Source organism: Natronocella acetinitrilica, assembly GCF_024170285.1.
In the GTDB taxonomy this organism is placed as follows: domain Bacteria; phylum Pseudomonadota; class Gammaproteobacteria; order Nitrococcales; family Aquisalimonadaceae; genus Natronocella; species Natronocella acetinitrilica.
Window position 1 is genome coordinate 132,703 of the sequence record NZ_JALJXV010000009.1, and the last position, 26,087, is coordinate 158,789.

The 26,087-nt window shown below is 63.4% G+C and carries 27 protein-coding genes; 4 read left to right on the forward strand and 23 right to left on the reverse strand.

All coding sequences use genetic code 11. From position 1 onward, the window contains the following. Positions 1 to 24 precede the first annotated feature (24 nt). Positions 25 to 381 carry an SDR family oxidoreductase gene (locus J2T57_RS17795; protein ID WP_253482570.1) on the forward strand — a complete coding sequence of 119 codons (357 nt, stop codon included), beginning with the start codon at positions 25 to 27 and terminating at the stop codon, positions 379 to 381. A gap of 74 nt (positions 382 to 455) precedes the next feature. Here J2T57_RS17795 and phnN read toward each other — a convergent pair whose 3' ends face one another. The 16 genes from phnN to phnG all read right to left on the reverse strand — a co-directional run bounded on the left by phnN (position 456) and on the right by phnG (position 13,586). Then, complete coding sequence (gene phnN, locus J2T57_RS17800; protein ID WP_253482573.1) at positions 456 to 1,049, reverse strand: phosphonate metabolism protein/1,5-bisphosphokinase (PRPP-forming) PhnN; 594 nt, start codon at positions 1,047 to 1,049, stop codon at positions 456 to 458. A 213-nt stretch (positions 1,050 to 1,262) separates the two neighbouring features. After that, positions 1,263 to 2,234, reverse strand: coding sequence for a permease (locus J2T57_RS17805; protein ID WP_253482576.1), 972 nt, complete (start codon positions 2,232 to 2,234; stop codon positions 1,263 to 1,265). Between the two features lie 110 nt (positions 2,235 to 2,344). Next, positions 2,345 to 2,653, reverse strand: coding sequence for an ArsR/SmtB family transcription factor (locus J2T57_RS17810; RefSeq protein ID WP_253482598.1), 309 nt, complete (start codon positions 2,651 to 2,653; stop codon positions 2,345 to 2,347). A gap of 96 nt (positions 2,654 to 2,749) precedes the next feature. Further along, on the reverse strand, positions 2,750 to 3,607 hold the full coding sequence (phnX, locus tag J2T57_RS17815; RefSeq protein ID WP_253482601.1) for a phosphonoacetaldehyde hydrolase: 858 nt from the start codon (positions 3,605 to 3,607) through the stop codon (positions 2,750 to 2,752). Positions 3,608 to 3,620: 13 nt separating this feature from the next. Beyond that, positions 3,621 to 4,445: a phosphonate ABC transporter, permease protein PhnE gene (gene phnE, locus J2T57_RS17820; RefSeq protein ID WP_253482604.1), complete on the reverse strand. Its 825-nt coding sequence runs from the start codon at positions 4,443 to 4,445 to the stop codon at positions 3,621 to 3,623. After that, positions 4,446 to 5,264, reverse strand: coding sequence for a phosphonate ABC transporter, permease protein PhnE (gene phnE / locus J2T57_RS17825; RefSeq protein WP_253482608.1), 819 nt, complete (start codon positions 5,262 to 5,264; stop codon positions 4,446 to 4,448). It lies immediately after the preceding gene. Next, the gene (gene phnC, locus J2T57_RS17830; protein WP_253482611.1) at positions 5,251 to 6,117 is read right to left on the reverse strand and encodes a phosphonate ABC transporter ATP-binding protein; all 867 of its coding nucleotides are present in this window, start codon (positions 6,115 to 6,117) and stop codon (positions 5,251 to 5,253) included. Before phnC ends, phnE (J2T57_RS17825) begins: the two co-directional genes overlap by 14 nt. A 62-nt stretch (positions 6,118 to 6,179) precedes the next feature. Further along, entirely contained in the window at positions 6,180 to 7,076 is an 897-nt protein-coding gene (locus J2T57_RS17835) for a phosphate/phosphite/phosphonate ABC transporter substrate-binding protein (protein WP_253482614.1), read from the reverse strand. 138 nt (positions 7,077 to 7,214) lie between these two features. Then, a complete protein-coding gene (locus J2T57_RS17840) occupies positions 7,215 to 7,937 on the reverse strand; it encodes a DUF1045 domain-containing protein (protein ID WP_253482616.1) in 723 nt (240 codons plus the stop codon). Next, the gene (locus J2T57_RS17845) at positions 7,934 to 9,073 is read right to left on the reverse strand and encodes an alpha-D-ribose 1-methylphosphonate 5-triphosphate diphosphatase (protein ID WP_253482620.1); all 1,140 of its coding nucleotides are present in this window, start codon (positions 9,071 to 9,073) and stop codon (positions 7,934 to 7,936) included. Before J2T57_RS17845 ends, J2T57_RS17840 begins: the two co-directional genes overlap by 4 nt. After that, positions 9,070 to 9,777 (reverse strand): phosphonate C-P lyase system protein PhnL, encoded by a 708-nt coding sequence (gene phnL / locus J2T57_RS17850; protein WP_253482623.1) that lies wholly within the window; start codon positions 9,775 to 9,777, stop codon positions 9,070 to 9,072. Before phnL ends, J2T57_RS17845 begins: the two co-directional genes overlap by 4 nt. A gap of 27 nt (positions 9,778 to 9,804) precedes the next feature. Next, positions 9,805 to 10,581, reverse strand: a complete 777-nt coding sequence (phnK, locus tag J2T57_RS17855; RefSeq protein ID WP_301289519.1) for a phosphonate C-P lyase system protein PhnK — start codon at positions 10,579 to 10,581, stop codon at positions 9,805 to 9,807. Next, a complete protein-coding gene (locus tag J2T57_RS17860) occupies positions 10,578 to 11,435 on the reverse strand; it encodes an alpha-D-ribose 1-methylphosphonate 5-phosphate C-P-lyase PhnJ (RefSeq protein ID WP_253482626.1) in 858 nt (285 codons plus the stop codon). The genes phnK and J2T57_RS17860 overlap by 4 nt, the downstream gene beginning before the upstream one ends. Beyond that, positions 11,432 to 12,523: a carbon-phosphorus lyase complex subunit gene (locus J2T57_RS17865; RefSeq protein ID WP_253482628.1), complete on the reverse strand. Its 1,092-nt coding sequence runs from the start codon at positions 12,521 to 12,523 to the stop codon at positions 11,432 to 11,434. Before J2T57_RS17865 ends, J2T57_RS17860 begins: the two co-directional genes overlap by 4 nt. Continuing rightward, positions 12,508 to 13,110, reverse strand: a complete 603-nt coding sequence (gene phnH, locus J2T57_RS17870) for a phosphonate C-P lyase system protein PhnH (RefSeq protein ID WP_253482642.1) — start codon at positions 13,108 to 13,110, stop codon at positions 12,508 to 12,510. The genes J2T57_RS17865 and phnH overlap by 16 nt, the downstream gene beginning before the upstream one ends. Beyond that, positions 13,107 to 13,586: a phosphonate C-P lyase system protein PhnG gene (phnG, locus tag J2T57_RS17875; protein WP_253482645.1), complete on the reverse strand. Its 480-nt coding sequence runs from the start codon at positions 13,584 to 13,586 to the stop codon at positions 13,107 to 13,109. Before phnG ends, phnH begins: the two co-directional genes overlap by 4 nt. Positions 13,587 to 13,678: 92 nt before the next feature. On the opposite strand from phnG, the gene phnF reads away from it, so the two are divergent. Further along, positions 13,679 to 14,395: a phosphonate metabolism transcriptional regulator PhnF gene (gene phnF / locus J2T57_RS17880; protein ID WP_253482648.1), complete on the forward strand. Its 717-nt coding sequence runs from the start codon at positions 13,679 to 13,681 to the stop codon at positions 14,393 to 14,395. A gap of 10 nt (positions 14,396 to 14,405) precedes the next feature. Here phnF and J2T57_RS17885 read toward each other — a convergent pair whose 3' ends face one another. The 5 genes from J2T57_RS17885 to J2T57_RS17905 all read right to left on the reverse strand — a co-directional run bounded on the left by J2T57_RS17885 (position 14,406) and on the right by J2T57_RS17905 (position 21,617). Beyond that, positions 14,406 to 15,377, reverse strand: a complete 972-nt coding sequence (locus J2T57_RS17885) for a pirin family protein (RefSeq protein WP_253482651.1) — start codon at positions 15,375 to 15,377, stop codon at positions 14,406 to 14,408. 16 nt (positions 15,378 to 15,393) lie between these two features. Further along, positions 15,394 to 16,677, reverse strand: coding sequence for a phospholipase D-like domain-containing protein (locus tag J2T57_RS17890; RefSeq protein WP_253482654.1), 1,284 nt, complete (start codon positions 16,675 to 16,677; stop codon positions 15,394 to 15,396). Positions 16,678 to 16,759: 82 nt separating this feature from the next. Then, positions 16,760 to 17,317 (reverse strand): hypothetical protein, encoded by a 558-nt coding sequence (locus tag J2T57_RS17895; RefSeq protein ID WP_253482658.1) that lies wholly within the window; start codon positions 17,315 to 17,317, stop codon positions 16,760 to 16,762. Between the two features lie 114 nt (positions 17,318 to 17,431). Beyond that, positions 17,432 to 19,012 (reverse strand): methyl-accepting chemotaxis protein, encoded by a 1,581-nt coding sequence (locus J2T57_RS17900; RefSeq protein WP_253482661.1) that lies wholly within the window; start codon positions 19,010 to 19,012, stop codon positions 17,432 to 17,434. A 193-nt stretch (positions 19,013 to 19,205) separates the two neighbouring features. After that, positions 19,206 to 21,617 (reverse strand): EAL domain-containing protein, encoded by a 2,412-nt coding sequence (locus J2T57_RS17905; protein ID WP_253482665.1) that lies wholly within the window; start codon positions 21,615 to 21,617, stop codon positions 19,206 to 19,208. 144 nt (positions 21,618 to 21,761) lie between these two features. On the opposite strand from J2T57_RS17905, the gene J2T57_RS17910 reads away from it, so the two are divergent. Together J2T57_RS17910 and J2T57_RS17915 are read left to right on the forward strand one after the other, a co-directional pair. Beyond that, entirely contained in the window at positions 21,762 to 23,027 is a 1,266-nt protein-coding gene (locus J2T57_RS17910; protein ID WP_253482668.1) for an FAD-dependent oxidoreductase, read from the forward strand. Positions 23,028 to 23,049: 22 nt separating this feature from the next. Continuing rightward, the gene (locus tag J2T57_RS17915) at positions 23,050 to 23,805 is read left to right on the forward strand and encodes a creatininase family protein (protein WP_253482672.1); all 756 of its coding nucleotides are present in this window, start codon (positions 23,050 to 23,052) and stop codon (positions 23,803 to 23,805) included. Positions 23,806 to 24,099: 294 nt separating this feature from the next. Here the strand turns inward: J2T57_RS17915 and J2T57_RS17920 are convergent, their stop codons facing one another. Then, positions 24,100 to 24,753 (reverse strand): helix-turn-helix domain-containing protein, encoded by a 654-nt coding sequence (locus J2T57_RS17920; protein ID WP_253482675.1) that lies wholly within the window; start codon positions 24,751 to 24,753, stop codon positions 24,100 to 24,102. After that, a complete protein-coding gene (locus J2T57_RS17925) occupies positions 24,740 to 26,074 on the reverse strand; it encodes an FMN-binding glutamate synthase family protein (RefSeq protein WP_253482678.1) in 1,335 nt (444 codons plus the stop codon). The genes J2T57_RS17920 and J2T57_RS17925 overlap by 14 nt, the downstream gene beginning before the upstream one ends. Positions 26,075 to 26,087: the final 13 nt, after the last annotated feature.

Here is a 26,087-nt window from a genome sequence, read left to right on the forward strand (position 1 = left end):
CCATCGCCGACCTGAACAAGGGCGGTGCCGAGCAAGTCGCAGCGGAGTTGGGCGAGGCTGCTGTCGCGGCCAGGCCTGAATTGGTACAACGGTAGCAAGGCGGCGGCCATCACCCTGAGCAAGTCCATGGCCGTGGAGTTGGCGCCGGATGGTATCCGCGTCAACGCCATCTGCCCGGTCATTGGTGAAACCGCAATGCTGGAACGCTTCATGGGCGTACCGGACACCCCGGAGAATCGGAAGAAATTTCTTGCAACCATCCCGCTGGGCCGGATGTCCTGGCCCGCCGATGTCGCCAACGCCAGCCTGTATCTGGCCAGTGACGAGGCGGAATTCATCACCGGCGTCGCTTTGGAGGTGGACGGCGGACGTTGCGTCTGACTCAGGGTCAATGGGCAGGCCTCAGGCGCGATGCTTCATGCGCTCTATCAGCAGTCACTGCGCGGCCGCCCGGCCTACTCCATGGGCACACTGGATCCTGAAATGATTGGCGCGGCGCCGCGCGCTGCGCCAATCAGTCGGAGCAATGCCTCTCCTGCCACTTCCAGTGGGCCGTCATTATCGATGACTTGCAGCCGCGGATGGGCTACCTCACCGAACTGTCGAGCCCGTGCGATGCGCTGTTCGATGTTGGCGGGACTCTCCCGGCGACGCTTCAGCAAACGCTTGCGCAGGACTGCCTCCGATACCCGTATTAGCACTGGGTACAACAATGGGTAGCGGGCAGTCGCCTGTGCCAGGTATCCGCGGGATCCATTGACCAGAACGATGCGCCCGCGGGCCAACCAGGTGTCCAGGTCCTGCGGGATGCCGTAGTGCAGGCCGTTGCCGCCCCAGTGCATGGAGAACTGTCCGCACCCCAGCATGCGCTGGTAGTCGGCCTGTGAAATGGCAATGTGGTCTTCGCCACCGGCGTTCGCCGGCCGGGTAATGAAGCGGCGGGCAACCGTCACCACGCAGGGATCGGCACGGGCGGCGACGAAGCGCAGCAGGCTGTCCTTGCCTGCTCCAGACGCGCCAATGAGATACAACAACCGCCCTCGATCCATACGCTCCTCGCTGTCACTCGTTTCCGAACCGGAAGCGTATTGCGCGCCGATGACATAACCATGAGTTTGGCGTGACTTTCCGGAGAAGGCGACACGGATGATTCCGCGCCGTGATCGGTGGGCATGCGTTCACCCGCGGGAAGTCCGACTGTCCGCTGGGCGAAGTGGCGCGACCGCAACCACGCCCAACTGAGTGGGTCCGTTGGAGCGTCCTCACATCAACAGATAGAGGTGATAGGCAACGGCGCTGGCGAGGGCACCAAGGACGGCCAGCACCAGGTACCAGACAAAGACGGGCCAGCGGACCAGTGCGGCGACCGCCATGGCGGCCGGGATGCTGGTGACACCGCCGGCAATCAGAAAGGCCAGCCCGGCGGGGGGCGACATGCCCGCCTGCAAGAGACCGCCGATCAGTCCCACGGCCGCATAGCCGTTCAGGTAGGCCGGTATGCCAACCAGGATCGCCACCGGGATTGCGAGCAGGTTGTCCTGCCCCAGCAGATGCTGGATTGATTCCGCAGGGATCCAGGTCAGCATCATGTACTCGAGGGTGAAAGCCAGGGCGAGCCACTTGCCGAGGAACAAGCCGGTCTGCCGGGTCGATCGGAGAAACCGGGTAACGCGCTCCCGGTCCTGCCAGAACGCCCAGTGAACGGCGGTCACCTGCCGGACCTTCCCGGTACCGCAGCCCGCCGTGGCGACACCTTCACGCAACGGGTTGGAGAATCCGTTGCGGCGCGTGATCCAGAGGGTGGCATAGCCGCCCAGCGCACCGACACCAACGGCCGCAGCAAGCTTTGCCATCGCGAATTCGGTACCCGCCACGCCGGCGGTGAGCACGAACATGGAAGGGTCCATCAGGGGTGAGGCGAGCCAGAACGCCATCACGGCGGCGAGTGGCACTCCCATCCCCAGCATGGCCGCGATGAGCGGAATCACGCCGCAGGAGCAGAACGGTGACAACGCCCCCACGGCGGCGGCGATGGCAACGCCTGACCGCTCCCGGCCACTGAACGCATGGGCGATGAGCCCGTCGGCACCCGTGGCCTGCGCGTAGGCCGCGAGTAGGACAGCGAGGGCAAGAAAGACACCAATGCTGATGAAGGCCTCGCCGACGAATCGGATCGCACCGACGGCCAGCGTCGTGTCGATGAGCATCAACGCAAGTAGCAGGGCGATGGTCACCGGCCAGACGCGATCCAGGCCGCGCAGGCGTTCGCCGAGTCCGGGTTGGGCGGTAGTCGTGGTAATATTTTTATATTCCTAGAAAAATCGAAATATAAGGACAAAAAAATTCAGCTTGCCTTATCCCGCAGGGCAACCCCCTGGCAACACTCCGCGGTTAGGAAGTCCACCGTGTCGCGCATGCGCTTGAACTCTGCCGTACAGATGATTTCCCGGCCTTGCCGCGTCTGCTGGACCAGACCAGCCTGGGCCAGATTGGACAGGTGATGGCTCAGGGTGGATGCCGGTATCTCCATATGCCGCTGGATATCACCCACGTTCAAACCCGCTGTCCCGGCCTGCACCAGCAAGCGAAAGATCGATAGGCGCACCGGGTTACCGAGCGCGGCGAGACTTCTTGAGGCGTTTTCCAAGGTCATACGGGAAGCGTAGAACAGGATTTGTTTCGATACAACCAGTATTTTCGAAATAAATCGAAGGTGTGTCGCCCGTCTGGCCGCAAGCGACCGGGTGCATCAGGGTCTCTCGCCGTGCATGAGCCGCACCCTTATCGCTTCCAGGCATGCCGGCAGGTCGGCGACCGTGTCGATGACATAGTGGGCGCCGGCCTCCTGCAGTTCCTTGCGGGAGCGGGCGTTCAATACCTCGACCGCGGCCGCGTCCGTCTCGCCGATTTCCTCCAGGGACAGTCCCACACCATTGCCTGACAGACTGACACCCACCGTCCAGCAACCGGCCAGCAGGCCTTCGCTGATTCCTGGTCGCGTGTCGTCAACCTTCACACAGTGCCAGGCGGGATAGGCTGCCAGTTCCTCCAGGCAGCGGTAGATCATCAGCGGCCCTGGCCGGCCTTCGCGGGTCTCTTCGGCACAGACGGAACAGTCCGGTGTATAACCCTGCGCCGCGGCCACTGGAATGACGCGCTCCAGGATGTCCCGGGTATAGCCGGTGGTCGAACCAATGGCGATACCCCGGCGACGCAAGTCAGCCACGACGTCGGCGACCCCCGGGATCAGGTCGGCGTAGTTGGCCGCCACATCCCGATTTGCCGGCACGAAGGTCTCGTAGATCCGGTCGGCAGCGGCATCATCCGCCGGTGTGCCCCGGGCGTCCTCCCAGGCCGCAGCAATGCGCGGCTGCGCGAGCAAGGTACGGATATGGTTCCATTTCGGCATGCCCATGGGGCCGCGGGCTTCGTCGACGGAGATACTCACACCGTATCGTTGGAAAACGTCGACGAAGACGGCCATGGGTGCGCGGGAACCGAAGTCCACCATCGTACCGGCCCAGTCGAAGATGACCGCGTGAATGGCCTCTTCAGGGTCCTGCGTTGACTTGCCGTTCCGGCGGACATCGCTATTGTCTGCTGTCATTGTTAAAGCATCCTTATCTGTCGAGCCTGCGTCGCAGGAAAAGGCAGAAGCGGTCGATCACCACGATGATGAGCACCATCAGGATCAACGCCGCGGTGGCTTGTTCGAATCGGTAGGCATTGATGGACGTGAACAGGGTATAACCCAGGCCGCCGGCACCCACGAAACCCACGACCGTTGCCTGCCGGGTGTTGGAATCCCAGTAGTAGAGGCTGTAGCTGATGAAGGTCGGCAGAATCTGCGGCCAGGCGCCATACAGAAACACACGCCATTCGCCTGCGCCAGCTGCCCGCAGTACTTCCAGTGGCCCCGGATCGACGGCCTCCACCGCTTCCGAAAGCAACTTGCCGATCATGCCGATGGTGAAAAGCGCGAGTGCCAGCACGCCGGCAAAGGGTCCGAGCCCCACGGCCACCACGAAAATCAGCGCCCAGACGATTTCCGAGACGCCGCGGAATACCGCGAGAATGCTGCGCGTGACGCTGCAAACGATAGGGTGCGGCGAGAGATTTCGCGCGCCCAGGTAGGCTGTCGGAATAGCCAGCACGGCACCTAGCAGCGTTGCGGTCACGCCAATCTGGAAGGTTTCGATGGCCGGTCCGAGAAACCGTGTCATTGCCGCCCAGTCCGGTGGGAACATCAATGCAAGCAACTTGCCCATGGCGGGAAAGCCGTCGATGAAGTCCCTTGCGCTGATCTCGGTATCCGCGAAGACCCACCAATAGAGAATCACAGCGGCTACCGCCACGGTCACCCGGCCAGGCGTGATGCGCCGGCGCAGGCGATCAATGTCCACCGGTCTCTGTCCGGCCTGATCCAGGGTTTTCGTCTCGCGCATTCAGATCACCTTTGAGCGCAGGTAGCCGCTGATTCGATCCAGTATCATCAGCAGCAGGACGATAACGATGAGGCAGGTCAGCAGCTTCTCGTAGCGGAAGTCCTGCAGGGCGTGGAGCAGAACTACGCCGATCCCGCCGGCGCCGACGATGCCGAGGATCGTCGACGAACGGTTGTTGAACTCCCAGTAGAGCAACGTGGTGGACATCATCTGCGGCAGTGCGCTGGGCAGAATGCCGAACAGCAGGACCCGCAGTTTGCCCGCCCCGGATGCCTCCAGCGCCTCGACAGTCTCCGAGCGTACTGTCTCGATGGCCTCATAGTAGAACTTGCCCATGCCGCCGATGGCGTGCAGCGTCAACGCCAGTACGCCAGGGAACGGCCCGAGCCCGATGGCGGAGACCAGGAGCATGGCCCAGACAAGCTCTGGCACGGTTCTCAACGTGGCAAGCACGACCCGTATGGCCTGACCGAGGGCTGGCCACGGGGTGGTGTTCCAGGCCGCCAGCACAGCGAGTGGCAGGGCGATGAAGATGGGTAAGGTCGTGCCGAGCAGGGCCATCTGCACCGTTTCCAGCAATGGCCCGGCGAGACTGCGCAGTATGCTGAGATCCGGCGGTAACATGCGCCCGATCAGGTCTGCCATTTGGGGGATGCCGGCGATCAGGTTGTCCGGACGAAAGCCCGTGCCGGCGGCGGACCAGAGCCAGATCGCCAGCACCACGGCGCCGATTCCACAGGCCTTGAGACGGGCCTTGAGACGTCGGTCGGCAACGCTTCGCCCTACAATCTCCGCGTTGAGCGGACTAACGCGCGCCACTGATCAGCCCTTCATCGTCGATGTCGAAGATGTCCTGCACGATGCTGTCGGACAAATCGCCGGGCGGTCCGTCGAAGGCGACGCCGCCGGCGGACAGGGCGATGATGCGGGTCGCGTAGGCCCTTGCCACCTGCAGTTGGTGCAGGCTCATGACCACGGTAATGCCGTCGTCCCGGGCGATCCCGCGGATGAGATCCATGATCGTCGCCTGCATCTTGACGTCCAGACTCGCGATAGGCTCATCGGCCAACACCAGATCGGGCTGCTGAACAAGCATGCGGGCGATGCCCACCCGCTGTTTCTGGCCGCCACTCAGCCGATCAGCCCGCCGCAGGTAAAGTTCCTCGTCGTCGAGACCTGCCCGGCGCAGCGCCCTCACTGCGCGGTCGTAATCATCCCGCGGAAATGAGTAGGTCAGCGCGCGGAGGGCGCCCAGCGTGGCTAGGCGCCCGCAAAGCACATTGGTAATCACCGGTAGTCGCCCGATCAGGTTCGACTCTTGAAAGATCATCCCGATGCGTGTTCGGGCGGCAAGCAGTTGCCGTTTCGAGAGCTTGGCCAGATTCTCGCCACCGATGACGACGTCACCACTGGTTGGAGGGACGAGGTGATTCAGGCAACGCAGCAGAGTGGATTTGCCCACACCGCTTGGTCCGAGCAGGGCGACAAATTCGCCGTGGCGGATGCTGAGGGAGATATCCTTGAGGGCGGTCACCGCCCGGCCGTTTCTGCCATAGGTTTTGGTCAGCCCGCGGATTGATACCATCGGTTTCGCGAGTTCTTTTGGGGCAGCATCCGTGATCCCGGATTTCCGGGGCACGGCATCGGTACTCGTCAGCGGTTGCGTCTGCATGGGATTGCTCCTTCAACACACGGCGCATCCGCATGGTTGCGGATGCGCCGTGTCAGTGGACATTACTGCCCGTTCATTTCGGACATGGCCTTCAGCTCGTCGAAGTCCTCGGGTGTCGCCCGGGCAAAGCCGAGCAACGGGCCCCAGATCTCGTAGCGCTCGGCCACTTCTTCCGGAATGTTGGTGAAGGCATCGCGCAGCTCTTCCCGGTAGTCATGGCCCAGAGCGCCACGACCGATCATCACCACGCCCGGCACCCGCACCGCGCCGATGATTCGAATGTCTCCGTCGGCCAGGTAGTCTTCTTCTTCGATGTACTCGCTGTATTCGAGAATTCCCCGGTCGCGCCAGCGGGGGAAGTACAGGTCACCGGTCGCGCCCGCAGCAACTCGTCCGTTGGTTACGGCGAGGAACACCGAGTCATGCTGTTGCGCGTAGATGACGCGGCCGAGATCCTCGTCAGGGTCGATCCCGTTCTGTCGCAACAGGAAGCTGGGGGCGACGCCGCCGGAGGTGGATGTGGGCGTCACGAAGGCGAAGTCGTGGCCCTTGAGATCTTCGAAGCTGTGAATGTCACTATCCGCGCGGACGAAAATCGACGACTTGTAATACGGCCGGCCGGTGCCATCGATGGCAATGGCAAGCGGCTCCACATCGACACCGATCTCCAGGGCGCGCAGGTACTGGCTTCCACCAACGTAGGCGACATCCAGATGACCGCTGCGCATGGCCTCGATGAGGGCGTTATAGCTCTCCGATACCCACACCGTGGTCTCGGCCTGCAGGGTCTCGCTCAAGTGCGCCTCGATGCCCTCGAACTGTTCTACCATCACGCCGGCATCTTCGGCGGGTAGCAAACCGATGCGCAGGTTGTCAGGTCGCTCCGCGAGTGCGGAAGTGGTGAGGGCAGCAGTCATGCAGATGCCCGCGAGTAGGCGCATGCCGTTCTTGATCAACATGATTCAACGCTCCTGGTCTAGGGTCCAATGTTTGCCGTTCTCCACACTCTTCACGGTGTGGTCGCGGCATGGACGAAGAGGTTAGTGCGCCTCCATGACGCGGCCGTGAGACTTCGGTGAATCTTGCTTGAAGGCGGACTAGACGAATTCGTGGGGTGGGGCGTTGCGAGGCGTGAAATCGATGCGCTGCAGCAGGCTGAACATGCCGCCGGGCGTCGCTTCACGGAAAAGGCAGATGCTGTCCACGGGCGTTGTTTCCCCGCGGAGGGCCGGTTCGAAGTATGCCTCGGCAACGGCGTACAGCCGCTGGCGGGGCCCGTCCGGGAGTCTCTCGCTCAGGGTCATGTGAAAGCGGAATGCGTCCAGGACATGGGGATAACCCCATTGCTCGAAAAGCGCCCGCTGGCGCGGCGGTAACCGCGCCGCATCACGGCGACGGCGATCCGTATCGGTGAGTGGGGCACGGAAGGCATCCAGCTCTCGCACGCAACCCGCTGCCAGATGATCAAGCGCGTTTGTCGGCGACTTCGGCAGCAGCGCGATAAAGCCGTCAAGCTCGCCGACTTCCAGCGTGATGGAAAAGGCCTCGTGGCGGGTACACAATGCCTGTGCTGCGCGAATCAACGCGGCTTCAGTACAGTTACCGTGCAAATGAAATGGCGCCTTGAGGGTCGCATGAAAGCCGTAATGGCGGGGTCTGGCGGTGGCCACTGCCAGATCCACCGGGACATCGGCTGGCAGGGATGGCTGGGGGCAACTGCTGTTGGTAACTGCATCACGACCCAGCCAGGCAGACCCGCATTGTCCCAAGCGGGACTCAGGTCGCGGCGCGAAGTAAACCGCATAGCGCCGAGCCGTCATGCGATGCGCTGTCCGCCGCGCAGAACTTCGCGGATCACCGTCGCGCCATTGCGATGAACGCGCGCGATATCGGCCCGTTTTCCCGCTTCCAGTTCGCCACGGTCATGCAGACCAAGCATGGCGGCAGGCTGCCCGGCGACTACCCGGAATGCTTCCGGCAGGCTCATGATGCCTTCCTCGTTAAGCTGCCAGGCCCCTTGCATGAGACTGATGGGCACATAGTCGGAAGACAGGCAGTCCAGCAGGCCGAGCCGGGCGAGATCGCCAGCCGCGACGTTGCCGGAATGTGATCCACCACGCACCAGGTTGGGAGCGCCCATGACAGTTGCGAGCCCTTGGGCGTGGGCCGCTTCGGCGGCTGCCACGGTGGTGGGGAACTCGGCAATGCGGACGCCATCAGACACAGCTTCGTTCACATGTTCCACCGTGGCGTCATCGTGGCTCGCCAGGGTGATATCGCGACGACGGGTTTCGGCGACGACCTCCGCCCGGTTTCTCGGGCCGTGCTCATCCCGCATGGCCTGGCGCTCGGCAATCATGGTGTCGAGTTCCCGGTCGCTGAGACCGTGCTTGCCCTTGTAGTACTCCCTGAACTTGTCCATGTCCACGAACTGCCGGGCGCCGGGCGTATGGTCCATGATGGAGACCAGACGCACGTAGGGGTTGTCGATGGCCTTGGCGAAGGCCTCGGGCATGTCCGCAGCCACGATCTCGCAGCGCAGGTGCAGCAGGTGTTCGGCGCGCAGATGACCGCCGCGTCTCGCCTGGTCAATCCCCCACACCGTAGTGTCGCAGATGTCCCGCCGCCACTCCTTGCCGTGATCGCTGCCACAGGCAATGGCATCAAGCACTGTAGTGATGCCGGCGCTGGCAATGGTTGCATCATGGGCCAGGATCGCCGGCATGGTCGGCCACACCACCCCCGGCCTGGGGATGAGGTGACGCTCGACGTTGTCAGTATGAAGCTCCACCAGGCCGGGCGTCAGGTAATCACCCTCCAGATCCTCTGCGGCCGGGCTGCGGCTGCGGCCCTCCTCGATGGCGACAATGAGGTCACCGCGAATCACCAGATGGCCGTCGATGACGGCGTCGGGACAGATGATCCGGGCGTTGTCCAGTATGCGCTCTGCGATCATGCGGCTGCTCCAGCTCGAGTCAGTTCGTGGGTGCGGTGGGCGACTGCGCGACGGACTTCCGCGTCATGGAAAATGCCGATGACGGCAGCGCCCCGGGCGCAGGCATGTTGAATGAGTTCGATGACAATCTGTCGGTTCTCGGCATCCAGTGACGCTGTCGGCTCGTCCAGAAGCAGGATCGGGTACTCCGCGATCAGGCCCCGGGCGACGTTGACCCGCTGCTGTTCACCGCCAGAGAACGTGGCCGGTGCCAATTGCCACAGCGTGTCGGGAATGTTGAGCTGGGTGAGCAATGCCTCTGCCCGCCAGGCGGCCTCGTGCTCTTGAACGCCCCGGGTCAGCAACGGCTCCATGACCAGGTCCAGAGTCGACACCCGGGGGATCACCCGCAGAAACTGGCTGACGTAGCCGATGGTCTCGCGGCGGATCTCCAGCATGAGCCGATGTGCTGCGCCCACCAGGTCCATCAACTGGCCAGCGTGGCGAATCCTCACGTGTCCGGACTGTGCGAGATAGTTGCCGTACAGGCAGCGCAACAGCGTGGACTTGCCGGCACCAGACGGCCCGCCGAGGACCACGCACTCGCCAGCACGCACACGGAGGTTCACACCGCGCAGCACGGGTATGCGGACGCCTCCCTGCATATGCAGAACGAACTCCTTGCCGAGGTCCGAGACCTCCACCATGGTGGAGCGATCGATCATTGTCCGTCTCCTGAGTCGAGGTGTTGGTCAGACCCGCAGAATCGACGACACCAGCCGCTGGGTATAAGGGTGCTGGGGGTCATCCAGAACCTGGTCGGTCAGACCGTGTTCCACCACCTTTCCGCCCTGCATGACCATCAGGTGATGCGCCAGCAGGCGAACCACGCCCAGGTCATGGGTCACGATCACCGCTGCCAGATTGAGTTCCGAGACCAGGCGGCGCAGCAGATCCAGCAGTCTCGCCTGGACGGAGACATCCAGGCCGCCAGTGGGCTCATCCATGAGCAGCAGCCGCGGATTGGTCACCAGGTTGCGGGCGATCTGCACACGCTGCTGCATTCCGCCGGAGAAGGTGGTCGGCATGTCATCCATCCGGGACAGATCGATTTCTACCTGGGAAAGCCAGTGGGCGGCCTGATCCCGAATATGTCCGTAGTGCCGATCGCCCACCGCCATGAGCCGTTCGCCGACATTGCCGCCAGCGGAGACGTTCAGTCTGAGGCCATCGCGGGGGTTCTGGTGTACCAGCCCCCACTCGGTGCGCAACAGCATGCGCCGTTCCGGCTCCGACAGGGAGAAGACGTCCCGCAGTGGCCCATTGCCGGCCCGGTAGGCGATCTCGCCCGCGGTGGGCTCGAGTTCCGTGGAGAGGCAGCGCAGCAGTGTTGTCTTGCCGGCGCCGGATTCTCCCACCACGCCGAGGACCTCGCCGGGGTAGAGGTCGAAGCTCACGTTCTGGCAGCCGAAGAAGCTTCCGTAGTCGTAGGCGAGATCGCGCACCCGCAGCAGCAGTTGTTCACTCAAGACGCCGCCCTCCGCCTGGTGGTGGACGTCTGCCTGCGCGAGCAGTAATCGGTGTCGGAGCAGACCAGCATGCGACTTCCGGCATCATCGGTAATGATCTCGTCCAGATAGCTGTCGGTTGCCCCGCAGAGCGCACAGGGTGCGTCCCAGCTCTCCACGTGGAAGGGATGATCTTCGAAATCCAGGCTGCGAACGGTGGTGTACGGCGGCACCGCGTAGAGCCTGCGCTCCCGGCCGGCCCCGAAGAGCTGCAGTGCCGGGCAACGATCCATTTTCGGATTGTCGAACTTGGGAATCGGGCTCGGGCTCATGATGTAGCGGTCCGCTACCTGAACCGGGTAGTCGTAGGTCTTGGCAATCTGCCCGTGCCGCGCCACGTCCTCGTAGAGCGAAACATGCATCACGCCGTATTCTTCCAGTGCATGCATGGTCCGGGTCTCGCTCTCCCGGGGCTCCATCCAGCGCAGCGGTTCCGGTATGGGGACCTGGTAGACCAGCGTCTGCGATTCCGACAGCGGTGTTTCCGGGATGCGATGCCGCGTCTGGATGATGGTCGCCTCGTCCGTCGCGCCGGTGGTCGCCACCCCGGCGGTGCGGGCGAAGAACTTGCGGATGGATACGGCATTGGTGGTGTCGTCGGCCCCCTGGTCGATGACCTTCAGCGTGTCGTCTGCGCCCAGAATGGCTGCCGTCACCTGGATGCCCCCAGTACCCCAGCCGTAGGGCAGGGGCATTTCGCGGGAGCCGAAGGGCACCTGATGACCCGGGATCGCCACCGCCTTGAGCAGACTGCGACGAATCATCCGTTTGGTCTGTTCATCCAGGTAGGCGAAGTTGTAGCCGGTCTCCGTCATGGCTGTTGCTCCTTGTCGGTTTCCTGTCCATGGCGCTGGCGCAGGGCGCGGAGCATCGCGAGCTCCGACTGGAAGTCCACGTAATGCGGCAGTTTCAGATGCTCCACGAAGCCGGTGGCCTGGATGTTGTCGCAGTGGTACAGCATGAACTCGTCGTCCTGGGCCGGGGCAGATGCGGGTTCGCCCAAGTCCCGGGAGCGCAGGGCGCGATCGGTCAGCGCCATGCTGATGGCCTTGCGTTCACAGTGACCGAATCCGAGTCCGTAGCCCCGCGTGAACTGTGGTGGCGCCGCATCACTGCCCGTGAACTGGTTGACCATCTGGCATTCCGTCACCGTGATCTCTCCCAATTCCACCGGAAATCCGAGTTCCTCCGGTGTGAATTCGATGGCGATCTCGCCGAGGCGGATCTCGCCGGCGAAGGGGTGGTTCCGGCCGTATCCGCGCTGGCTGGAGTACGCCATGCCGAGCAGGAAACCCTCGTCCGCCCGTGCCAGCGCCTGCAGGCGCACATCGCGTTTGCTGGGGAAGTCCAGGGGCTCACGCGTGATGTCACCCACGGGCTGGGAGTCGTCGGCCAGTTCTTCCTCGATCAGCCCCTGCTGACCGAGCATGTCTGTGACACGAGGCATGCTCGTGGGCAGTGGCTCCCGGGCACTGGGTGCCGTTGGCGCCTTGCCGTCCACCGCGAGTTGGAAGTCCAGTAGCCGATGTGTGTAGTCGAAAGTCGGTCCGAGAACCTGTCCGCCGGGCAGATCCTTGAAAGTGGCAGAGATGCGCCGTCGGATCCGCATGGAGGCGGTATCCAGGGGCTCGCTGTAGCCAAACCGGGGCAGGGTGGTGCGATAGGCTCGCAGCAGAAAAATGGCCTCGATCAGGTCGCCCCGCGCCTGCTTGATTGCCAGAGCGGCGAGGTCCACGTCGTAGAGTGACGCTTCGGTCATCACGCGATCGACGCTGCCCGCCAGTTGCTCGCGAATCTGTGCAAGGCTGAGCTCGGGCACGGAGGTATCGCCGCGGCGGCTTTCCGCCAGCCATTGATGGGCATTGTCGATGGCCTGCTCGCCACCTTTCACCGAGACATACATGGCGTCTCCTTGATGATCGTGGTACGGGGTAGACCGCACAGGCGGTTCCCTGAAGTCAGGAAGATATCGACGCCCCTCGGGAACAGAGGCGCCAGCATGGCACGCTCGCGCAGCCACTCGGTTGGCAGGCCCTGGATGCCGATACGATGCACGCCGTCAATGCCCGGCCCGGAAAACTCGAATGATCCCTGGTCGTCCAGCGCGGCCACCTGGATGATCAGCGTTGCCGATGCCTCGGGTGCCTTGTCGCTTCCCAGCTCGAAATCCGCTAGTGGAAGGGCTTCCGCCGGGTTGGCAAGGCAGGCGATGACAGCGCCGCCGCGCTCCCGGGTGAGTGGACAGCCGCAGTGAAAGCGGAAGTATTCGCCACTCGCCGCTGCACCTGCGCCCAGCCAGACAGGTGTTTCGAAATCCGCCAGGCTCAACATCAATGTCGTCGACGCCGGGCCCAGGCCCGGTGCCGTGGGTCCATCGGCTGCAACATGTGTGATACGACCGGGGCGGGACAGGGCGTCCAGTGCAGCCCGAAAACCTTGCTGAGCATGTCGCACCGGTTCGGTGAAGCCGCTGGCCAGTTCTGCCGTCATCGATTGTCCTCCCGCGCCATGGTGAAGAATTCAACACGCGTGGCCGCGGCCTTCTGTGCGGTGGCCCGCTGCGCCGTTTCGGCTTCCCGAACCAGGGGCTGGATCAGGCAGCCCTGGAGTGCCTGGTGATGATCCGGTGTTTGCAGCAAGGCATCGAACAGTGCTGCGATCTCAGCCTTGCGTTGATCCCGGCCGGCAACGTAGGCATGACCGACGGTATTGTCGTCGAGTTTCACCGCACAGCGTGTGACGGTGACCTCGCCCAGATTGAACCGTTGGCCAGTGCCGCCGGCGCGTCCCCGTGCCATGACCAGCCCGGTCTCGGGCGTTCGGAGCAAGCTGTAATGCGGAATTTCCAGCTGCTCCAACGCCTTTTCCAGCCGATCTCTCGGCGCTTTCGCAAGGGTGCCCATCCAGGCGCGCCTCGCATCCTGATCGATCATGTCAGCTTGATTGCTCACTAGGTCCTCAGTCATCTAAACATCTAGACGAATTGTGATGAGATGATGCATGCTGTCAGCCAACGCAACAAGATGGATCATCACCCCTATTGGTCGAGGTCTCGGGCATGGAACGTGTAACAGGCATGGCGCTGTGGCGGCAGATAGAGACCGAACTGGCGGGGGAGATCCAGGCTGGGCTACTGCGACCGGGGGATCGCCTGCCCACCGAGTCCGAGTTGGCCGCTCGCTTTCAGGTCAATCGTCATACCGTTCGCCGCGCTGTGGCGGCCTTGCAGGAATCCGGGGTGGTGCGCGTCGAACAGGGGCGGGGCACCTTTGTGCAGGAAGACGTGGTGGATTACCAGGTCGGCAAGCGCACGCGTTTCTCGGAGAATATCGTTACACTCAACCGGCACCCCGGTGGCCGGCTGTTACGCGCTCTTGAAATTCCGGCGGACGGCGAGGCCGCCCGCAACCTGGGAGTCCGACGCGGTACACGGCTTATCCTCATCGAGCATCTGCGGGAGGTGGACGAGCGCCCGATCAGTGTGAGCACGCACTACTTTGTCAAACAGCGCTGCGACGGGTTGATTGAGGCCTATCGGGAATGTGGTTCCATTACCCAGGCCCTGTTTCGGGTTGGCATCAAGGATTACCTGCGGGACGTGACGCGGGTGACCGCGCGCCTGCCGGATGCCGACGATGCGCGATTGCTGCAGCAGCCACGGACGCAGCCGGTGCTGGTGAGCGAGGGAGTCAATGTTGACCTTCAGCAGCGCCCGATTGAGTACGCGCTGGGGCGTTTCTCCGGCCAGCGCGTCCAGTTCGTGTTTCGGCCCTGAGGGTGACGGGTTAGCTCCCCGCGTTTCTGGGCCGCGCGTTGGGCGGGTCCTCCGGCATGGTGATGAACTCGTCCCTGTCGTCCGGGGGCAATGTAAAGCGTCCGTTCTCCCAGTCGGCAGTGCGCCACTCGTCCTTGGCCTGCTCTATCCGCTCCGGGCTGGAGGCGACAAAGTTCCACCAGATGTACCGGGGCCCCGGCATGGTCTCTCCGCCGAGTATCATGAGGCGCGCGCCTTCCGGGCCGGCCTTGACGGTCATGCGGTCCCCAGGGCGGAAGACCAGCATTCGGCCCGCTTCGAAGGATTGTCCGGCGATCACCACCGAGCCTTCCGTGACGTAGAGTCCGCGGTCCTCGTGGTCATCGGGCATGGGCAGCAGGGCATCCGGCTGCATGGTGACGTCGGCGTAGAACATCTCCGAGAACATCTTCACCGGCGCTTTCTCGCCGTAGGCCGAGCCGAGTATGAGCCGCAGGTGAACGCCGTCGTGTTCCAGTTCCGGCAGCGTCTCCCGGGCATGGTGCTCGAACGAGGGCTCTACGTCTTCGGCGTGATCCGGCAGGGCAACCCAGGTCTGGATGCCGAACAGCGAGTGGGGTGCCTGCCGGGTGGCTTCACTGGTGCGCTCGGAGTGGGTGACGCCGCGTCCGGCCACCATCCAGTTCACGGCACCAGGCAGAATGATCTGATTCGACCCGAGGCTGTCCCGGTGCTGGAATTCCCCCCGATACAGGTAGGTCACCGTTCCCAGGCCGATGTGCGGATGCGGCCGCACGTCAATTCCCTGACCGGTCACGAATTCCGCCGGCCCCGCCTGATCGAAAAAGATGAACGGCCCGACCATCTGTCGCTTGGGTGCGGGCAGCGCTCGGCGCACTTCGAAGCCGCCGATGTCGCGGGCCCTGGGGATGATCAGTGTCTCTATGCTGTCGAGGCTACCTGCTTCCGGGCATTGCGGCTCGAGGGTCGGGTTCCAGCTCATGGGCATTCCCCGGGGGTCACAAGTGCGGGCCGATGGTCATGCTGATCCAGCCGAAAAGGCGCTTGCGCCAGGGCCGTTGTTGCCAGCGTTCGAGATCATAATGCGCCGCGTCGGCGATATCGCTCTCAACAAGCTCTCTGATCATAAGGGCAAAGGCATCATCGTAAATATTCAGATTAGCCTCGTCGTTGATGCGGAACGAGCGGTTGTCGAGATTGGTGGAGCCGATGGTCGCCCAACGATCATCAACGCTCATGAGCTTGGAGTGGTACATGCTGGGCTGGTATTCGTAGAGCGAGACACCCGCTTCGAGCATCGGGCCCCAGCGGTTGACCGACGCGTGGCGGACAAAACCCTGGTCGATGCTGTCGCCGGGCACGAGGATGCGGACGTCCACGCCCCGTTCGGCGGCAGCGGTGAGGGCATCGAGGAAATCGGCATCAGGGTAGAAATAGGCGGTGCCGATGGTGATACGCTCTTCCGCCGCAGCGATGGCATAGAGAAGCATCTTGCGCACCCGGTGGCGGCCTTCCCGGGGTGAACTGTTGACCACCTGTACTGCAAGGTCGCCCGCTGGTTCCAGTGCCGGATAGTACGCATCGCCCAGCAGAAGTTCGCCGCTGGCGTCGATCCATGTCTCCGCAAATGCCGCCTGCATGTTGCCCACCACCGGGCCGCGCACCCGGAAATGGTTGTCCCGGTAGGCGGTCCGGTCGTTCCCGGGTAGCCAGTTGTCCGCCACGTTGGCGCCGCCGATAAAGCCCGTGTGCCCGTCCTTGACCAGCAGCTTGCGATGGGTGCGGTGATTGAACCGCGCGAGGTCGTACCAGCTCGGTTCCCGCCAGCGGATCAACTCGACGCCGGCATCGGTCATGCGATCGAACTTGTCGGTGTCAGCTTGGGCCGAGCCAATGAAATCCAGCACTGCATGCACCGCCACACCGCGCTCGGCGGCGTCGGCAAGGGCACTGGCCAAGCGGCCGGCGGAATCCTCCCCCCAGAATTCATACGTTTCAAAGGTGATGGAGTGTTCGGCAGCGTTGATTGCACCGAGCATGGCGGCGTAGATTGCCTTGCCGTCGCGCAACAGTTCGATGTCGTTGCCCGTGGTGATGGGCTGCTGCAGGACCAGCCCCATGCTGCGTTCGAAGCGCGCGTCCGCCACGCCATAGTCGAGGGTAACCGGCGCTGTGAGCCGCATGGGCTTCGGTAGCGCATTGAACAGCAGTATGTTGCCGACAATAAACAGGGAGGCCAGTCCGGCCGTGGTCCAGAGTAGCCAACGGGTGCGCCGCTTCATCGGGGTCCTGCAGTCTGCCTGGCATTGTTCATGCCTCCAGTCTGACGCAGAACCTGCGTGTGGCAAGAAAATTTCGGGGCTTCTATCCAGTCATGGCGGCTGCGGGAGCCTGCTCCCGGTGCTCCTGCAGCGTGAAGGGGTCGCGACCCAGATGACGCACCGCTGCCACGGAGCGTTTCAGCCGCCTGGCGTCATCGCCGGCATGATGCAGCCGGGCACGGACATCATGGCCGCGGCGGGCGTGATGTAGCGCTGTGGCGATCTCGTAGTCACGAACGCCATTTGGATCGAATACCTGTGATTGGCGCGACAATCGCGCTGGCCATGCACTCCCCAGCAGGTTGCTCAGCAACTCTACGTCGAACCAGGGGTGGTCGTTGACCAGCGTGTGCCGGCCGGGGAAGCTCGCGATCCAGCGGGCGATCCTCCCGGCTGCTTGCCGACGAGGCATGCGCGCGGAGCCCTGCTCCAGGTGAGGTAGCACATAGGCGAGGACGAAATCAGAGCAATCAGCCAACTGATAGCCATCCACGAGCTCAACGTAGAGAGACGTCTCCGGGGTGCTCTCGGCGACCAGTCCGATGCTGATGAGCTTTGGAGCCTTGAGGCTGGTGAATTCCGTATCCAGGTAGAACAGCATGTTTCGAGTCCTTTACCGCGGTAAGGTGGGGCCGCAGCCCCACCTCGTTCCATTCATCCTGCCGTCTCGGTGTGCCTGGGTAAGTGCGGAAGGTCACATACTGTGAATCGGCTTTCAGTGGCCCTTGAACTGCAGCATCACGCCCTGGAGCTCTTCCACCATGGCCACCAGCTGATCACTGGTCTGCTTGGTACGCCCGGCAATGTCTGCCGTCTGGGCGACGCCGTCGTTGACGCTGCTGACGCGGCGGTTGATTTCGTCGGCTGTGGCCGACTGTTCTTCGGCGGCCGTGGCAATCTGAACTGTCATGTCGCGAATCTGTTCCACCGATCGTTCGATATCGATGATTACACGGCTCGATTCCTCGGCATCCGTTGCGACGACGTTGGCCGACTCCTGGCTTTGCCGCATGGTGCCGGCAGCGCCTTCGGCGCGGGTTTCAAGCTGCTCGATCATTCGCCCGATATCCCCGGTGGACTCACTCACCCGCGCCGCCAATTCCCGTACCTCGGTGGCCACGACGGCAAAGCCCCTGCCGGACTCGCCGGCCCGCGCCGCCTCGATGGCCGCGTTGAGGGCCAGCAGGTTGGTCTGCGCGGCAATCGCGTTGATGACCTCCAGCACCTTGCGGATGGAACGTGTCTCCTCCCGCAAGGCCTCCATGGCCGCAGTGGCTTCACCCACATCCGTCGCCAGCGAGCGCATTGCGTTGGCGGTGCGGACAATGGTGTCGCGACCCGTTTCCGCCTGTTGTGACACTTCCAGGGTCGTGGTGGACGCCTCGGATGTATTGCGGGAGACTTCCTGCACAGTAGCCGCCATTTCTTCCATGGCGGTGACCACCTGGAGGATCTCCTGTTCCTGGTCGGAGATCGCGCGGCGACCATCCTCCGCTGCCTGGCTGGAGTTGCGGGCCGCTCCAGCAAGTTCCGTCGTCAGGTCCTCGACGCGACCGCGCAGGGCCGTGAGTTGCGCGCTCTGCATGGCAAGGGCCAGCTCTGCTTCCGCCACCACATCGTGGCCGTCCCCGTAGGTGACACAGCCCACATCGTTATCGAACACTGAGCGTGCGTGGCTCGACAGTCTGGCCAGATTGCGGGTGGCATAGGCCGTACCGCCACAAGCAATCAGCACACCGAGGAGCGCAATCAGCCCGCCAATTGCCGCCTCGCCCTGGCCGGCAAGAAAGCCTCCCAGCACGCCAGTCACGAGGCCGACGAGGGCGAAAGCGCCGATACGTTGGCGTATGTCGCCGCGGTGCCAGAGGGGACGAACCGCGCCGCCCTTGCGGACGCGGGCGTAGAGCGCCTCGGCACGTTGTTTCTGGGCTTCCGTGGCGCAGGTACGCACGGACTGATAGCCGGTCTGCTCACCGTTGAGGAAAACGGGGGAGACGTAGGCACTGACCCAGTAGTGGTCGCCGTTCTTGCAGCGGTTCTTGACCACTCCCATCCACGGTTTGCCAGCTTTGAGTGTGTCCCAGAAGTTCTGGTAGACCGCTTCGGGCATGTCCGGGTGGCGCACAAGATTGTGGGGTTTTCCCGCCAGTTCGTCGATGCTGAAGCCGGAAACGCGGACGAAGGTGGCGTTGGCGCTTTCGATCACTCCCTTGAGATTCGTGGTGCTGATCAGCCGTTCATCGGCACCGAAGGTTTGCTCCTTATTCGTTACAGGGAGGTTGACACGCATGCTCATCGCCTCGCGATTTCTGTGGTCGTTATTGTCGGTTTAACGGCGCCGGCTCCGTGTACATGAACACCCGATCGGAGGCGGTCACGTCAGTCTCCGCTTCCCGGGCCGGAAAAGATTGATCTGCGTCAAAATCCATCAGCACGATAGTGCATTGCAGGGGCGTTTATCTCGAAACTGTGACGGTGTGCGCAATGCGTCAGGCGGGTATGTTTCCGGGGAAGATGCTTCCGCTGCGAAGCAGTCGCGTCGTTTCAGTTGCGTCCTGGGGCATGGCAACCCAGTAGCCCTGGATTTCGTCACAGCCGAGATCACGAAGAGCTGCGGCCTGCTCGCCGGTCTCCACGCCCTCGGCAATTGCGTGCAGGTTGAGCCCGTGGGCGAGCTGGATGATCGACCGAACAATGGTGGCGGCCTCATCGCTCTTTGCCACATTGCGCGTGAAGGAGCGGTCGATCTTCAGGCGGTCCACGGGAAAGCGCTGCAGCTGACTCAGCCCGGAGAAGCCTGTGCCGAAGTCGTCGATGGCGACGGCGACCCCCCGTTCCCGAAGCACGGCCAGCGTGCGGACCAGGTACTCATTTTCCTTCATGGCGAGGCTTTCCGTGACTTCCAGTTCCAGGTCGTGGGGGTTGAGGCCGCTGGACTCCAGCGCCTCGTCCACCACGTCCAGCAGATTGCCGTGTCGGAACTGTGCCAGGGAGACATTCACCGCAATGCGGAACGACGGCAGCCCCACCCGCTGCCACTCGCGCATCTGCTGGCAGGCCGCATGCAGCACCCAGGCGCCGATGGGCACGATGAGCCCGGATTCCTCCGCAACACCGATGAACTGGGCCGGATTGATCAGCCCGAATTCCGGGCACTCCCAGCGGATCAGCGCTTCGATGCCCACCAGCCGCATTCCCGCAATCTGCGCCTGGGGTTGAAAGTGCAGATGGAACTGCTGCTGCTCCAGCGCACGCCGCAGGCGCGATTCCAGGCTGACGCGACCGGACAGCGGGTCGAGCATCCGTGGCATAAAGCAGCGGAAAGTGCCACGGCCGTAACGTTTGGCCTCATACATGGCGATATCCGCATGCTTCAGCAGATCCGCTGCGTTGTTGCCATGTTCCGGGAACACCGCGATGCCTACGCTTGCCGCAGGCATGATGTCGTGCTCATCCACGCTCGCCGGTTGGCAAAGCGCCTGTAGAAGCTGGCTGACCCGTGATGTGGCATCGTTCTGGTCGGCCACGGCGGGCATCAACACCACGAATTCATCGCCGCCAAAACGCGAGATGACTTCGCCCGGGCGTGCCGCTTCCAGCAGCCGGGCGGCGGCCAGTTGCAGTATGCGATCACCGGTACCGTGGCCGATGGAGTCGTTGAACAGCTTGAAGTGGTCCAGATCGAGAAAGGCCACTGCCATGTGCCGCCGCTGGCGGCAGGCCTGCTTCAGGGCGTGGGCAAGCTCCAGTTCCAGCAATGTCCGGTTGGGCAACCCGGTCAGGTCATCATGGGTGGCCTGATGGGCCAGGGCCTCGGAGTACTGGCGCTGTTCGGTGATGTCGTTCTGAATGCCGATATAGTGGGTGACGGTTCCGTTCTCGTCCCGAACCGGCGAAATGCTCACTTCGTTCCAGAACGGCGTGCCGTCCTTCCGGTAGTTGCGCAGCACGACCCGGGCATCCCGGTGTTCGCCGAGCGCGGCGCGGAGTTCAGTCAGCGCCCGCTGGTCGCGATCATCGCCCTGCAGGAATCTGCAGTTCCGGCCGATCACCTCTTCGGCTAAGTAACCGGTGATGCGCTCGAACGCTGGATTGACAAAGGTCATGGGCATGTCCGGGTGGGTCGCGTCGACAATGACGATGCCGTCGGCAGACGCGGACATGGCCTTTTCGCTAATGCGGAGCATTTCCTCCGAGCGCTTGCGTGCAGTGATATCCACCTGAATGCCCGCGACACGCGCCGGGTGACCGGTGTCGTCATGGTAGAAGCAGCCCTTGGACCACAGCCAGTGTGTGGAGCCGTCTGGCCAGCGCACGCGGAATTCAACGTCGTAGTCGCCGCTTTCCTGCAGAGCCTTGCTGTATACCGCGTGAACCCGCGCGCGGTCCTCGTCCACGATATGAGAAAGAAATGTGTCGTAGCCCCAATGCTCCACCGGCTCGTCGTAGCCAAAGCAGGCGTCGTGGAGGAAGGAACGCCGGGCAATGTTTTGCTTGATGTCCATATCCCAGTCGCCGATGCCTGCGGAGGTGAGCGCAAATTGCAGGCGCGCCTCGCTGACCTCGCCTTCACGGCGCTCCTGTACCTCTCCGGAGATGTCCCGCAGAAAGCAGAGCAGGGTGTCGGCATCAGCGCGCCGAACGTTCACCCTGACGGGAAGCAGGCCGGTGGATTGCTTGAGGCTGGTGTCGAAGGTGCAGTCGGTCATGTCCCGCAGAGCACGGGACAGATCCGCGTTGCCCTCGAACAGATCCGTGAGCCGTGTTGTGGGTGTGATGTGCAGCAGCCTTTTGGCCGCTGGGTTGGCGCCTCTGAGGGCGCCGTTGCTGTCGATTCTGAGTATGGCATCCGGGTTCAGGTTGAAGACTGCGTCCTCTGGTCTGAATGCGGATGCTGGCATGGTAACGCCTCGGAGTGACGCCCACTGGGCTGAAACACGCCTCCATGCCGTTCGTATCGAGGCTATCACGATAACCTGAAACATGCGTAGCATGTGCGGCGCAGCATCACATTTCGGATATTCAGGGCAGGGGAGGCACATCAGTTGAAGGTTCTGGTTCTGGGTGCGGGGCTCACGGGAACGACAACGGCGTACTTTCTTGCCCGAGCCGGATGCGACGTCACCGTGGTGGATCGCGCGTCCGCGCCAGCTTCCGAGGGCAGTTATGCCAACGCCGGCTTGATTCACGCCAGCCTGGTGGAACCCTGGAACTCGCCCCAGGCCGTGCTGGAGTTGCTGAAGAGCCTGGCGACCAAGGATGGCACGCTGCTGCTTAATGCCCGTGAACTGCCCAATCTCATGCTCTGGGGGATACGCTTTCTCTACCATGGCCTGAGCGGCCCGAGAGAGGCCAATACCCGCCTCAATGCGGGACTGGCGGTCTACAGCCAGCAGATGCTGGCGCACATTCGTGATGAGACCGGCATCGAGTACGACAATACCCGCCACGGCATGCTCAAGCTTTTCCAGAGCCGGGCGCGGCTCGAGACGGTGCTCAAGACATCGCGCCTGCTTGAGCCCTACGGCATTCCCCATGAGCAGCTTGATGTGGATGAGATCATTCGTCGGGAACCGCTGCTGGAACCCACCCGGGATCAGCTCGCCGGGGCCGTGCTCTACCCCAACGACGAGCGTGGCTGTCCCCGGTATTTCACCCGGCGCCTGGCAGCCGTCGCGGAAGACCTGGGGGCGCAGTTCATCTACGACACGCGTATCGATGCTCTACATCGCAAGAGCGATCGTATTGAGCGGGTTGCCACCAGTCGGGGCGACATGACCGCGGACTTGATTCTGCTGGCCGCCGGGCCGGAGGCCGCCGGGCTGGCCCGCAAGGTGGGACTGCGCTTGCCCATACGCCCGGTGAAGGGCTATTCCACCACGCTGCCGGTGACCCCGGATCTGCCAGTGCCGACCCTGCCGCTCTCCGATGATGCCCGCAAGCTCACCATCAATCGCCTGGGAGACCGGTTGCGTATCTCGGGCACCGCCGAGTTCGCCGGCTACGACCGGACGGTGCGGCAGGATCGTATCCGGCAGGTGCTGGATCGTGCCTGCGAGACGCTGCCTGCACTGGCTGATCATGTCTACAAGGCCGATCAGGAGCCGTGGGCCTGCTTGCGGCCCATGACCGCGGATGGGCCGGCCCTGCTTGGCGCGACCCCCATCAGCAACCTGTACCTGAACGCCGGGCCCGGGCACCTGGGCTGGACCATGGCTGCCGGCTCCGCGAGGCTGGTGGCTGATGTGATGCTGGGCAACAAGCCCGCGCTACCCATGGAGGGGTTTTCCGTGCAACGCTATCGCTATTGAACGCCGAACGCGGAGTGTGAACATGCGGCTCGATCTCTGCACATGGCAGGAAGTGGAACGTTATCTCGAACACTCTCGGGGCATCATCATCCCCATTGGCTCCCATGAGCAGCATGGGCCCAACGGATTGATCGGCACGGACGCAATCTGCCCGGAGGTGATCGCTCGTGGCGTCGGTGAGCGGCACCAGGTGCTGGTTGGCCCGACCCTGGGTGTGGGCATGGCACAGCACCATCTTGGCTTCGCTGGTTCGATCTCCCTGCGACCAAGCACTCTCATGGCCGTGGTGGCTGACGTGGTGAGTTCGCTGGTACGCCACGGCTTCACTCATATCTATTTCCTCAACGGCCACGGCGGCAATATCGCCACCGTCACGGCGGCCTTTTCGGAGTTGTACGCCGAGCAGAGTCTTGCCGGTGGTGCCGCCGGGTTTCACCTGAAGCTCGCGAACTGGTTCCTCGGCCGACGGGTGATGGAGGTGACGGACTTCCTCTATGGCGGCTCGAACGGCAGCCACGCCACGGCGGCAGAAGTTTCGTTGACGTACTACGCCTATCCCGATGCCGCGAAACAGGTTGAAATGTCTCCCCGCGTGGCACCGGATGGCCCGTTCCGCGACAGCGCCGATTTCCGCAGCAAGTTTCCCGATGGGCGCATGGGGTCCGATCCGTCGTCCGCCTGCGCCGAACATGGCGAGCAGTTGTTCGAGGCGGCGGTGGAGGACACCTGGCGCACCTATAGCCAGTTCGTCGACGGTGCGTTACGCGCTGCGCGCTAACACACCCTACAAGAGGCCGTGCCACATCGAAGCCCGCCGTAGGGTGCTGTTAGGCCGAAGGCCGTAACGCACCGATACAGCGGTGACAATGCCCGCCCCACAAGGGCACAAACGGCTGGCGGGTGCGCCGCTCATGGACCGTCAGCGACAGGGATGTCGCTGTCGAGCCCCCAGGGATGGGTTTACGGCGTGTCCATGAGCGGCGTACCCGCCAGCCGTTCCCGGGCATGCCGCTGTAGGGTGTGTTAGCGCGCAGCGCGTAACGCACCGAAACCCACGTTTATCGACGCCCAATCACTGGTCGAAAATCGTCATCGCCAGAAAACGGATAGGCACCTGGATCAGCCGCTCCGGCCCATGGGGCACGCGGGCATCGAAGGTCAGCGAATCCCCCTGATCCAGACTGTAGACCTGCTTGCCGTGGCGATACTCCAGGCGGCCCTGCAGCATGTGAATGAACTGCATGCCCTCATGCTGAAAGGTGGGAAAGGCCTCGCTTTCGTCATCCATGGAGATCAGGAAAGGCTCGAAGTTGCGTTGATGGCCGCGGCTGTAGGCCAGCATGTGGTAGGTGTGACCCTGGCGCGTGCCACGCCGGACCACCTCCAGCCCCTCGCCGGCCCTGACAAGCTGGGCGCTGCCTTCCGGTGAGTCGTAGTCCCGGAACAACTGCGAGAGTGTGAGGCCGAGTACGCCAGTGAGGCGGGCCAGGGAATCCAGGCTGGTGGCCACCTGGCCGTTCTCGATCTTGCTGACCATGCCGCTGCTAAGCCCGGCCAGCTCGGCGACGTCGGCGATGGTCAGCGACTGAGCCGCCCTTGCCTGGCGCAGCATGGCGCCGATGTAACGCTCCAGGCCATGACTGCGCTCGGCATCGGTGCGGCGGGTTGCCAGGGTCTTGGGGACGAATGCGTCGCCCCTGTCCGGCCCCTGGTCAGAAGCCGCCATTGCCCCGGCCCGGAATCCATTCCGTCCCCGCCAGCGGCACCCGTGCCATGGCGGCCGCCTCGATGGTGATGGCCACCAGGTCCTCTGGTTCCAGATGATGCAGATGGGACTTGCCGCAGGCCCGGGCGATGGTCTGGGCCTCCATGGTGATCACCCGCAGGTAGTTGGCGAGCCGGCGTCCGGCGTCCACCGGGTCGAGTCGGCTGGCCAGCTCCGGATCCTGGGTCGAGATGCCTGCCGGGTCCTGGCCAGCCTGGTAGTCGTCGTAGAAGCCAGCGGCGGAGCCGATCTTGCGGTAATCCTCTTCCCAGCGGGGGTGATTGCAGCCAAGCGCAATCATTGCTGCGGTGCCGATCCCCACGGCATCCGCCCCGAGGGCGATTGCCTTGGCCACGTCGGCGCCGTTGCGGATGCCGCCGGAGACGATGAGCTGCACCTTGCGGTGCATGCCCATTTCCTGCAGCGCCTGCACGGCCTGGGGGATGGCTGCCAGAGTGGGTATGCCCACGTGTTCGATGAATACTTCCTGGGTCGCGGCGGTGCCCCCCTGCATGCCATCCAGCACCACCACGTCGGCGCCCGCCTTCACGGCGAGCTTCACGTCGTAATAGGTGCGGGTGGCACCGATCTTCACGTAGATCGGCTTCTCCCAGTCGGTGATCTCCCGCAGTTCCTCGATCTTGATGGCGAGGTCGTCGGGCCCGGTCCAGTCCGGGTGGCGACAGGCACTGCGCTGATCCACGCCCTTGGGCAAGGTGCGCATCTGGGCCACGCGGTCGCTGATTTTCTGACCCAGCAGCATGCCGCCGCCACCGGGCTTGGCGCCCTGACCCAGCACCACCTCGATGGCATCGGCCATGCGCAGGTGGTTGGGGTTCATGCCGTAGCGGGAGGGCAGGTACTGATAAACCAGATGGCGCGACTGGCCCCGCTCTTCGTCGGTCATCCCGCCATCACCCGTGGTGGTGCTGGTGCCGACGGCCGACGCCCCCCGGCCGAGCGCTTCCTTGGCCTGGGCGGAGAGGGCACCGAAACTCATGCCGGCGATGGTGACGGGGATATCCAGATGCAGCGGCTTGCTGGCATACCGGTTGCCCAGAATCACATCAGTGGAGCACTTTTCCCGGTAACCCTCCAGCGGGTAACGGGACATGCTGGCGCCGAGAAACAGCAAATCGTCGAAATGCGGGACCTTGCGCTTGGCGCCGAAACCGCGAATATCGTAGATACCGGTGGACGCCGCCCGCTGGATCTCGTGGATGGTGCTGCGGTCGAAGGTGGCGGATTCCCGCAGCCCCGGCCGATAGTCCTGGTCACTCATGGTGGTGCTCTCC

Excerpts from the sequence above, each read along its gene's own strand:
- J2T57_RS17920 (WP_253482675.1), bottom strand. The coding sequence starts at position 24,753 with ATGGCGGCTTCTGACCAGGGGCCGGACAGGGGCGACGCATTCGTCCCC.
- phnF (WP_253482648.1), top strand. The coding sequence starts at position 13,679 with ATGGAACGTGTAACAGGCATGGCGCTGTGGCGGCAGATAGAGACCGAA.
- J2T57_RS17845 (WP_253482620.1), bottom strand. The coding sequence starts at position 9,073 with ATGATCGCAGAGCGCATACTGGACAACGCCCGGATCATCTGTCCCGAC.
- J2T57_RS17900 (WP_253482661.1), bottom strand. The coding sequence starts at position 19,012 with ATGAGCATGCGTGTCAACCTCCCTGTAACGAATAAGGAGCAAACCTTC.
- J2T57_RS17895 (WP_253482658.1), bottom strand. The coding sequence starts at position 17,317 with ATGCTGTTCTACCTGGATACGGAATTCACCAGCCTCAAGGCTCCAAAG.
- phnG (WP_253482645.1), bottom strand. The coding sequence starts at position 13,586 with ATGACTGAGGACCTAGTGAGCAATCAAGCTGACATGATCGATCAGGAT.
- phnX (WP_253482601.1), bottom strand. The coding sequence starts at position 3,607 with ATGACAGCAGACAATAGCGATGTCCGCCGGAACGGCAAGTCAACGCAG.
- J2T57_RS17905 (WP_253482665.1), bottom strand. The coding sequence starts at position 21,617 with ATGCCAGCATCCGCATTCAGACCAGAGGACGCAGTCTTCAACCTGAAC.
- J2T57_RS17840 (WP_253482616.1), bottom strand. The coding sequence starts at position 7,937 with ATGACGGCTCGGCGCTATGCGGTTTACTTCGCGCCGCGACCTGAGTCC.
- J2T57_RS17890 (WP_253482654.1), bottom strand. The coding sequence starts at position 16,677 with ATGAAGCGGCGCACCCGTTGGCTACTCTGGACCACGGCCGGACTGGCC.
- phnC (WP_253482611.1), bottom strand. The coding sequence starts at position 6,117 with ATGCAGACGCAACCGCTGACGAGTACCGATGCCGTGCCCCGGAAATCC.
- phnL (WP_253482623.1), bottom strand. The coding sequence starts at position 9,777 with ATGATCGATCGCTCCACCATGGTGGAGGTCTCGGACCTCGGCAAGGAG.
- J2T57_RS17860 (WP_253482626.1), bottom strand. The coding sequence starts at position 11,435 with ATGACGGAGACCGGCTACAACTTCGCCTACCTGGATGAACAGACCAAA.
- J2T57_RS17810 (WP_253482598.1), bottom strand. The coding sequence starts at position 2,653 with ATGACCTTGGAAAACGCCTCAAGAAGTCTCGCCGCGCTCGGTAACCCG.
- J2T57_RS17925 (WP_253482678.1), bottom strand. The coding sequence starts at position 26,074 with ATGAGTGACCAGGACTATCGGCCGGGGCTGCGGGAATCCGCCACCTTC.
- J2T57_RS17835 (WP_253482614.1), bottom strand. The coding sequence starts at position 7,076 with ATGTTGATCAAGAACGGCATGCGCCTACTCGCGGGCATCTGCATGACT.
- J2T57_RS17915 (WP_253482672.1), top strand. The coding sequence starts at position 23,050 with ATGCGGCTCGATCTCTGCACATGGCAGGAAGTGGAACGTTATCTCGAA.
- phnN (WP_253482573.1), bottom strand. The coding sequence starts at position 1,049 with ATGGATCGAGGGCGGTTGTTGTATCTCATTGGCGCGTCTGGAGCAGGC.
- phnE (WP_253482604.1), bottom strand. The coding sequence starts at position 4,445 with ATGCGCGAGACGAAAACCCTGGATCAGGCCGGACAGAGACCGGTGGAC.
- phnH (WP_253482642.1), bottom strand. The coding sequence starts at position 13,110 with ATGACGGCAGAACTGGCCAGCGGCTTCACCGAACCGGTGCGACATGCT.
- J2T57_RS17885 (WP_253482651.1), bottom strand. The coding sequence starts at position 15,377 with ATGAGCTGGAACCCGACCCTCGAGCCGCAATGCCCGGAAGCAGGTAGC.
- J2T57_RS17865 (WP_253482628.1), bottom strand. The coding sequence starts at position 12,523 with ATGTATGTCTCGGTGAAAGGTGGCGAGCAGGCCATCGACAATGCCCAT.